Source organism: Allocoleopsis sp. (assembly GCF_036703385.1).
In the GTDB taxonomy this organism is placed as follows: domain Bacteria; phylum Cyanobacteriota; class Cyanobacteriia; order Cyanobacteriales; family Coleofasciculaceae; genus Allocoleopsis.
Genome location: NZ_DATNPA010000391.1, coordinates 1 through 5,762, shown reverse-complemented (window position 1 = coordinate 5,762; position 5,762 = coordinate 1). Strand labels below are relative to the sequence as shown.

Below are 5,762 nucleotides of genomic sequence, written 5' to 3'. Positions count from 1 at the left end.
GCTACCGTTGCTGAGTTATCGTTAAGCAATATTCGTATTTGGAAATCTCGGCACTTTGGGGGACATCGATCTGCACCGACAATTATCGATTTACCCGAAGGCAGATATTACGGTGTCCTCGATGCCGAATCATTCAGGTTTATTTTGATGCGAACTGGGAATATCAAATGTTTGAATCGAGTATATCGAGGCTGGGGACTTTTACCCATACCCCTTCAGATTATGGAAAGAGAACTGATTCTGAGCTACGGATGGGATTGGTTTAACTACAAAGTTGCAGGCAGAATGCTCGAACCGAATTCAGATAATAATGTCAGCCAAGGTGAGATTACCTTGGAAAAACCGGATGGTTCTATATATACTTATCAGGCTGAAATTAGAAGAAATCAACGCCAAATACTGCAAATCGCAGGTTCTTGTAACACTCTTAAAGAGTCAAATATTGTTAATTATTCATTAAAAGACCTTAATTTATGTATTTATGATGAACCTTTGCAAAATGCTCTTTTTTATTCAGAAAAGATAGCAGGGTAATGGAGATTAACTTCTGTTTTTGTTAAGACAATTAAATTGTTGTCATTATCTAAATCTTGGAAATTTCTATAGAGTTGAAATCACGGCAAACGAGTCCAGGAAATCTATCCCAAACTGAGAAATTTCTCCCCCAAACCCCGAAACTTCTCATCTAAAACCAGAAGTGACGCCCTCAAAGGTGGAAATATCCCAATTAAAATGTATCGAGTCGCTGAAAAACAAGGAGTACTGATGGTTCCACCGCACATTTCCCCCTATGGTTCCTGGAAATCGCCTATTACAGCTGACCTAATTGTTGCTGGCACAATTGGGTTAGGCGGCATTGCCCTGGATGGAGATGATGTTTACTGGAGTGAGGGGCGGCCTGCTGAAGGGGGGCGGAATGCGATCGCACGACGAACACTCGATGGCACCATTACTGATGTGACGCCACTTCCCTTCAATGTTCGTACCCGCGTTCATGAGTATGGTGGTGGTTCTTTCACCGTTAAAGACGGCATAATTTACTTCTCCAACTTTGCCGATCAACGCATCTATAAGAGAGTGATCACAGGCGCATCGGCTCTACAAGAACCCCAACCCATTTCTAAAGAGTCAGGGGGGAATCTGCGCTATGCGGATGCGGTGATTGACACAGAACGGGGGCGGATTATTTGCGTATGCGAAGACCACACCGCAGGCGGTCATGAACCCACGAACACTCTGGTCAGCCTCAACTTGGAGAATGGTGAACATATCCAAGTGCTAGCCTCTGGGAGTGACTTCTACTCCTCGCCGCGTCTAAGTTGCGATCGCACTCAGTTAGCATGGCTAAGTTGGAATCATCCGAATATGCCTTGGGATGGGACTCAACTCTGGGTTGCTCCGATTCAAGCCGATGGTTTATTAGGTGAACCCCAGCTAGTAGCTGGGGGCGTGGAGGAGTCAGTCTTTCAGCCAGAGTGGTCGCCGGATGGTGTATTGTACTTTGTTTCTGACCGCACGGGTTGGTGGAATCTTTACCGTTGGCACCCCCCCCAACCCCCCCTTGATAAGGGGGGGCGAGAGGAAGTAGCTCAACCTCCCCTTGGTAAGGCAGTAGGAGAGATTGAACCGTTGTGTGAGATGGAAGCTGAGTTTGGTCTTCCCCAGTGGGTGTTTGGCATGTCTACCTATGCCGTTGAGTCGGCGCATCGCATTATTTGTACTTACACCCAAGACGGTATTTGGTACTTGGCAAGTCTGAATACACAAACGAAACAGCTCGAAGTCATCGAGACGCCTTACACTGATATTTCATCCATTCATGCGGCAAACGGTCGGGCTGTATTCATGGCGGGTTCAGCAACGGAACCGACGGCAGTTGTTCAGATGGATTTGGCAACGCGACAGGTGGAAGTGCTGCGGCGATCAAGTGAGTTAGAGATAGATACAGGATATCTCTCCACACCGCAGGCGATCGCATTCCCAACCGAAAATGGTCTTACCGCCTACGCCTTTTTCTATCCACCGCAAAACAAGGACTACACGGCACCTGCTGGGGAAAAGCCACCCCTGATTGTCAAAAGTCATGGGGGGCCAACCGCTTCGACCTCCAGTGCATTTAACTTGAAAATTCAATACTGGACTAGTCGCGGCTTTGCCTTTGTCGATGTTAACTATGGGGGTAGCACGGGATACGGACGAGACTATCGTCAACGGCTCAAAGATAATTGGGGGATCGTGGATGTGGACGATTGCGCCAATGCTGCCAAGTATCTTGCCGAACAAGGATTAGTGGATGCTGAGCGATTGGCGATCGCAGGGGGCAGTGCAGGAGGCTACACAACCTTAGCCGCCCTTACTTTCCGGGATGTCTTTAAGGCGGGTGCCAGTTACTACGGTGTCAGTGATTTGGAGGTATTGGCGAGGGATACCCATAAATTTGAGGCACGCTACCTGGATGGGTTAATTGGCCCTTACCCGGAACGCAAAGATTTGTATGAAAAGCGATCGCCCATTCACTTCACAGACCAACTTTCTTGTCCTGTTATTTTCTTCCAAGGATTAGAAGATAAAGTTGTACCGCCTAACCAGGCAGAGATGATGGTTGAAGCCTTGAAAGCGAAAGGATTGCCCGTAGCTTATGTCGCTTATGAGGGAGAACAACACGGATTCCGCCGTGCCGAGAATATCAAACGTACCTTAGATGGTGAGTTTTACTTCTACTCCCGTGTCTTCGGATTTGAACCCGCTGATGCAATTGAACCCGTTGCGATCGAGAATCTAGGAAATAGAGCCTAGAAAACCTAAAAAAATATGATCATTTAGCTGTAGGGTGTGTTAGGCGAAGCCGTAACACACCGACGGAACACCCTTTATTCCCCTACAAGAATTGACCAATTGCCCTAGCTGAACTTGCTAATCTGGAAACATCCACACACATCAAAAAAACGGCTATCCCAGAGGCAAAGCTATGAGCAGGGAAGACAGAAAAGCCATCATCCGCACCGAAACACAAGCGATCGCTCGTGAATTGAAAAGCCAAGGCAAAATCCTAGGTGGATTCGTTGCCACCATCTGGGTTATAGGGATTATAGATTTAGTTCTAGGTGGGGCACTCAATGTCTACGGGATTGCACCACATCACATAATTGGTCTTCGTGGCATCCTGTTTGCCCCTTTTCTTCACGGCGGTTTGGGTCACCTGATTGCCAACACCATCCCCTTTTTGGTTTTGGGTTGGTTCGTCATGTTGCAAGAGACCAGCGACTTTTTTGTGGTTACCGCCATTACCATGCTGGTCAGTGGCTTAGGGACTTGGGTATTTGGTTCACCGAACTCTATTCACGTTGGTGCGAGTGGTCTGATCTTCGGTTACCTGGGCTTTTTGCTTCTGCGTGGCTATTTTGAACGCAACTTTCCCTCAATCTTGCTCTCCCTCGTCGTCGGCTTCCTCTACGGGAGTACGATATGGGGCGTGTTGCCAACGCGACCCGGAATATCCTGGGAAGGCCACTTATTTGGCTTTATCGGCGGTGTGATCGCCGCACGCCTCCTGGCGCGGAAGAAACTATCATAAAAAGTGTTAACAAACATTAAGCCCTGGATTTAGGAATGCCGAAAAAGCAAAAATTCCCTTACCTCGTGGGTTCCAAATGGACATCCAGGCAAAAAACCTGGGGCTGGCGACACTTTCAGGTCGTTAACCGCAAGAACCAGGGGGATTTAGTCTTTGCCGAAATGGTTGCATCCTGCGACCCCAATGTCCGTTTTTGGCTCAATGCCAAACAATTGAAAAACCCTTCCCTATGGCAAGCAGGTTGGCAATCTCTGGAAGAAATGAAGGAGGAAGAAGAGGAAGAAATGAAGGAGATGGAGGTGCTCCAATGACCGTTTCAGCCTCCAAACCCCTTACGCTGGATGAGTTTCTAAAACTCCCTGAAACGAAACCAGCTAGCGAATACATTGACGGTGAAATTATCCAGAAGCCGATGCCAAAGGGGAGACACAGTCGCTTGCAAGGCAAACTTTGTGCTGCCGTTAACCAAGTGACTGAGGATGCTAAGATTGCCTACGCTTTTCCCGAATTGCGGTGTAGCTTTGGTAGTCGGTCAATTGTCCCCGATGTAGCGATGTTTCACTGGCATCGCATTCCTTTCAATGCAGATGGAGAAGTGCCTGATGATTTTAAACTGCCTCCAGACTGGACAATTGAGATTCTTTCCCCTGAACAGAAACCTAATAAGGTAATTGGTAATATTCTCTACTGTCTACAGTATGGATGCCGATTAGGTTGGTTTCTTGACCCCGATGATCGCAGCATACTGGTATTTTTGCCGGGTCAGCAACCTGTACTGATGCAAGGGAGCAATCAATTATTTGTACTAGAGGAGATTGAACTAGAGTTAACAGTAAGTCAGGTTTTTGGATGGCTTAAGATGGAAGGCTAATGGTAGTACTGTGAGCTATTAAGATTGCTGTGACTCAGGATGATTCTTCGGCAAGTCTCAGCACGGTTGCGCGAGTAGCGGGATCGAGACGAAAGCGAAGCGCATCAAGTTGATCAAGGACTGATGCTACTGTCTCTATGTATCCAGATTGCTTAGCTTTGAGAATTACACCAAGAGTTCCTGTGAAAATGATGTTTAGCTGACGAGCGTAACGTCTGGCAAGAGCATCATCAAGCAAAACTAGAGAGTCCGGAATCTCTAATGCCAGGGTTAGTGCCTCCCGCTCACCTGCACCAAGCTCAGGCACAGATAGCACTTGTACTGATTCTTGCACGGGACGGATGGTAAGCCATGAAAGTGAGGCTGGATCGGGGAGTGCCACGCCTTGAGATTGACCTTGAGCCAACTCATCGGCAACTGCCTGTGGCAGGATGATTTGACCGTACAGAGTGGGGAGTAGGCCAAGTAAATTGGTTTGGTAGAGGTACTGGATTGGTGAAGTGTCGGTAATAACTTCAGGCATTCGCTAAATCTTCTGCCAGTTCTGCCTCAGTTAAGCGGAAGGTATCGACACCGTATTCGGCTAGCTTTGACAAAAATACAACTCGCGGTATTCCTGCTAGATTAGCGGCTGCTCCAGAGGAGAGTCGGCCTAATTCATAAAGTTTGACGGCTGCTGCCAAAAGCACTTCCTCGGTGAGTTTTTCGGGAGTGAGGTTAAGAGCTAGCGCCGTTTCTTCTGGCACAGATAATGTGATTTCGTACATTGCAAGATTTGACCTCTAGTTTCTCTAGCATATCCCTTGGACGCGATCGCATTCTGCCAAGCTGTCCCAAAAAGGCGATCACAGGAGTGCAGTGTGCGAAGCGCGATCACATCCCTTAGCGGGAGAAAATTGACTTTTAACAGATAGGTTACAAAACTAAAAATCCGATTAATGAAAATGGTAGACGGAAGCATAAGCATCATCAACACCTTAATGAGAATATAGGAATTTCTCATCTAGAGCGGCATCTGACAAAGCTAATAACTGTAATGCAGCTTTCAGATAGTCTGATGATTTCAAGGAAAACTTCAAAAGAGCTTTTAAGAAGACAAATCAACTCAAGTTAGATTTAGATATAGATAAGTGAGTAGAGCTTGTATAAACATCACTGCTACAAGGGACGCTCACTTCTTTTGCAAGAGGAGTGATATCAAATCCGTTTGAACCACCAGATTATCGTAGGGGCGGGTTCACGAGAATCTTCACTACGTATCTGAGATACTGATAAACCCGCCCCCTAAAGGTTTTATGGTCATTTAACCGGATTTGA

General features: G+C 47.0%; 8 protein-coding genes. 6 read left to right on the top strand and 2 right to left on the bottom strand.

The window, feature by feature from the left end; all coding sequences use genetic code 11:
- From V6C93_RS19385 to V6C93_RS19365, 5 genes are all read left to right on the top strand, one after another.
- Positions 1-534: sucrase ferredoxin (locus V6C93_RS19385; RefSeq protein ID WP_333478309.1), on the top strand; the 534-nt coding region annotated here is incomplete at its 5' end.
- 231 nt (positions 535-765) lie between these two features.
- Positions 766-2,796: a S9 family peptidase gene (locus tag V6C93_RS19380; RefSeq protein WP_333478308.1), complete on the top strand. Its 2,031-nt coding sequence runs from the start codon at positions 766-768 to the stop codon at positions 2,794-2,796.
- 172 nt (positions 2,797-2,968) lie between these two features.
- Positions 2,969-3,574: a rhomboid family intramembrane serine protease gene (locus V6C93_RS19375; RefSeq protein WP_333478307.1), complete on the top strand. Its 606-nt coding sequence runs from the start codon at positions 2,969-2,971 to the stop codon at positions 3,572-3,574.
- A gap of 35 nt (positions 3,575-3,609) precedes the next feature.
- Positions 3,610-3,885 carry a TIGR02450 family Trp-rich protein gene (locus tag V6C93_RS19370; RefSeq protein WP_333478306.1) on the top strand — a complete coding sequence of 92 codons (276 nt, stop codon included), beginning with the start codon at positions 3,610-3,612 and terminating at the stop codon, positions 3,883-3,885.
- Complete coding sequence (locus tag V6C93_RS19365; protein ID WP_333478305.1) at positions 3,882-4,445, top strand: Uma2 family endonuclease; 564 nt, start codon at positions 3,882-3,884, stop codon at positions 4,443-4,445. The genes V6C93_RS19370 and V6C93_RS19365 overlap by 4 nt, the downstream gene beginning before the upstream one ends.
- Positions 4,446-4,479: 34 nt before the next feature.
- On the opposite strand, the gene V6C93_RS19360 is transcribed toward V6C93_RS19365, so the two are convergent.
- Positions 4,480-4,968 (bottom strand): DUF3368 domain-containing protein, encoded by a 489-nt coding sequence (locus tag V6C93_RS19360; protein WP_333478304.1) that lies wholly within the window; start codon positions 4,966-4,968, stop codon positions 4,480-4,482.
- Complete coding sequence (locus tag V6C93_RS19355) at positions 4,961-5,212, bottom strand: UPF0175 family protein (RefSeq protein WP_333478303.1); 252 nt, start codon at positions 5,210-5,212, stop codon at positions 4,961-4,963. Before V6C93_RS19355 ends, V6C93_RS19360 begins: the two co-directional genes overlap by 8 nt.
- Positions 5,213-5,355: 143 nt before the next feature.
- On the opposite strand from V6C93_RS19355, the gene V6C93_RS38785 reads away from it, so the two are divergent.
- A complete protein-coding gene (locus V6C93_RS38785; protein WP_414644210.1) occupies positions 5,356-5,559 on the top strand; it encodes a P63C domain-containing protein in 204 nt (67 codons plus the stop codon).
- The last annotated feature ends 203 nt before the right edge of the window (positions 5,560-5,762 follow it).

Bases quoted from the DNA above. Each gene is read 5' to 3' on its own strand.
- V6C93_RS19380 (WP_333478308.1), top strand. From the start codon at position 766: ATGGTTCCACCGCACATTTCCCCCTATGGTTCCTGGAAATCGCCTATT.
- V6C93_RS19375 (WP_333478307.1), top strand. From the start codon at position 2,969: ATGAGCAGGGAAGACAGAAAAGCCATCATCCGCACCGAAACACAAGCG.
- V6C93_RS19370 (WP_333478306.1), top strand. From the start codon at position 3,610: ATGCCGAAAAAGCAAAAATTCCCTTACCTCGTGGGTTCCAAATGGACA.
- V6C93_RS19365 (WP_333478305.1), top strand. From the start codon at position 3,882: ATGACCGTTTCAGCCTCCAAACCCCTTACGCTGGATGAGTTTCTAAAA.
- V6C93_RS19360 (WP_333478304.1), bottom strand. From the start codon at position 4,968: ATGCCTGAAGTTATTACCGACACTTCACCAATCCAGTACCTCTACCAA.
- V6C93_RS19355 (WP_333478303.1), bottom strand. From the start codon at position 5,212: ATGTACGAAATCACATTATCTGTGCCAGAAGAAACGGCGCTAGCTCTT.